Source organism: Streptomyces sp. NPDC020845 (genome assembly GCF_044334165.1).
Lineage (GTDB): Bacteria > Actinomycetota > Actinomycetes > Streptomycetales > Streptomycetaceae > Streptomyces.
Genome location: NZ_JBIRSJ010000076.1, coordinates 1 through 2,524 on the forward strand (window position 1 = coordinate 1; position 2,524 = coordinate 2,524).

The 2,524-nt window shown below is 72.3% G+C and carries 1 protein-coding gene; it reads left to right on the plus strand.

What is annotated here, in order from left to right; genetic code table 11:
- A partial coding sequence (locus ACH4U7_RS53125) for a beta-ketoacyl synthase N-terminal-like domain-containing protein (protein ID WP_398534934.1) occupies window positions 1-2,524 on the plus strand: 2,524 nt, incomplete at both ends.

A 2,524-nucleotide genomic window follows, 5' to 3' on the forward strand; every position in this document is an offset into this window, starting at 1 on the left:
GCGCGGTGGCTGGACGAGCTGACGCGGGGGGTGGAGCTGTCGGCGTTCGTGATGTTCTCCTCGGGGGCGGCCAGTTGGGGCAGTGGGCAGCAGGGGGCGTACGCGGCGGCCAACGCGCACCTGGACGCGCTCGTCGAACGCCGCCGCGCCGAAGGCCTGACCGGCCTGTCCGTCGCCTGGGGCCCCTGGGGCGAGGTCGGCATGGCCGCCAACGACGCCGTCTCCTCCGCCTTCCAGAAGCGGGGCATCAGCGCGATGGCGCCGCAGGACGCGCTGCGCGTGCTCGGCGACGCCCTCGCGCAGGGCGACTCGGTCCTCACCGTCGCTGACATCGACTGGGTGCGGTTCGCCCAGACCTTCACCGCCCAGCGGCCCAGCCAGCTGCTCGCTGAGATCCCCGGCATCGCCGAGACGGCGACGCAGGAGCAGAACCCGGAGGGGGACGGCCCACTGCGCCGTCAGCTTGAGGCGGTGGCCGCGCCGGCCCAGCGGCGGCAGATGCTGACGCAGCACGTGCGGGCGCTGGCGGCGAGCGTCCTGGGCCACGCCGCGCCGGACGCGATCGCGGCGCGGCGGCCGTTCAACGAGATGGGCTTCAGCTCGCTCACCGCCGTCGAGCTGCGCAACAAGCTCGGCTCCAGCCTCGGGATGCAGCTGCCGACCACCCTCATCTTCGACTACCCCACCGCCGACGACCTGGCCCGCTTCGTCCTCGCCGAACTCTTCGGCGAGCAGGCGGCTCCCGGCGCGAACGCCGTCGCGCCGACTCGGGAATCGGCGGCGGACGATCCCATCGCGATCGTGGGAATGGCGTGCCGCTATCCGGGCGGCGCGACCAATGCGGACCGGTTGTGGGATCTGCTGGCGGCCGGAGGGGACGCGATCGGGGCATTCCCGACCGACCGTGGCTGGGATCTGGAAAACCTCTTCGACCCCGATCCGGACAGGCCGGGGACGAGTTACGCGCGCGAGGGGGCATTCCTTTCCGACGCCGGCGATTTCGACGCGGGATTCTTCGGCATCGCGGCGCGTGAGGCGTTGGCCACGGATCCGCAGCAGCGGCTGCTTCTGGAGACGGCCTGGGAGACGGTCGAGAACGCCGGGATCGACCCGCACAGCCTGGCGGGCTCCAGCACGGGCGTCTTCGTCGGCGTGGCCGGGGGCGACTACATGATGATCAGCGCCCTGTCGAGCAGCGAGATGGACGGCTATATCGCGGTCGGAAACCACGGGGCCGTGGTCTCGGGGCGGGTGGCCTACGAGTTGGGGCTTGAGGGCCCAGCCCTGAGCGTCAACACGGCCTGTTCGTCGTCGCTGGTGGCGATCCACATGGCGGTGCAGGCGCTGCGGGCGGGGGAGTGCTCGCTGGCCCTGACGGGTGGCGTCACGGTGATGGCGACGCCGGGAGTGTTCACGGAGTTCTCGCGGCAGCGGGGGATGTCGAACGACAGCCGGTGCAAGGCGTTCGCCGCTGCCGCCGACGGCATGGGGTGGGGTGAGGGCGTTGGTGTGCTGCTGCTGGAGCGGTTGTCGGATGCGCGGCGGAACGGGCACAGGGTGCTGGCGGTGGTGCGGGGTTCTGCCGTCAACCAGGATGGCGCGTCGAATGGCCTGACGGCGCCGAACGGGCCTTCGCAGCAGCGGGTGATCCGGCAGGCCCTGGCCAACGCCGGGTTGTCGGCCGCCGAGGTGGACGCGGTCGAGGCGCATGGGACGGGCACCACCCTCGGTGACCCGATCGAGGCGCAGGCGCTGCTGGCGACGTACGGTCAGGGGCGGCCGGAGGAGCGGCCGTTGTGGCTGGGGTCGATCAAGTCGAACATCGGGCACACGCAGGCCGCGGGGGGCGTGGCAAGCGTGATCAAGATGGTGCAGTCACTGCGGCACGGTGTGCTGCCGGCCAGCCTGCACATCGACGCGCCGACCCCGGAGGTGGACTGGGGCAGCGGCGCGGTGGAGCTGCTGACGGAGGCCAGGCCCTGGCCGGAGGTCGAACGCCCCTGGCGGGCCGGCGTGTCCTCGTTCGGGGTCTCCGGCACGAACGCGCACCTGATCCTGGAGCAGGCCATCGAGGAGGCGCAGCCTGTGTCCGCGCCTCTGGTGCCGGTGGGTGGTGTGGTGCCGTGGGTGGTGTCGGGTCAGTCGGCCGAGGGGTTGCGGGCGCAGGCGCGGCGGTTGGCGGAGTTCGCCGTCACCTCGGACGCGGATGCGGCGGCGGTGGGCTGGTCGCTGGTGGCCAGCCGGTCGGTGCTCGATCACCGGGCGGTCGTTGTCGGTGAGCACCGCGACGAGCTGCTGTCGGGGCTGGGTGCTCTGGCGGAGGGGGCGCCCTCCGGCAGCGTGATCACCGGCAACGCCGTGGCGGCGGGCACCGGGCCTGTGCTGGTCTTCCCCGGTCAGGGGGCGCAGTGGCGGGGGATGGGTGTGGAGTTGCTGGGTTCGTCGCCGGTGTTCGCGGCGCGGATTGCGGAGTGTGAGGCGGCGTTGGCGCCGTTTGTGGACTGGTCGTTGACGGAGGTGCTGC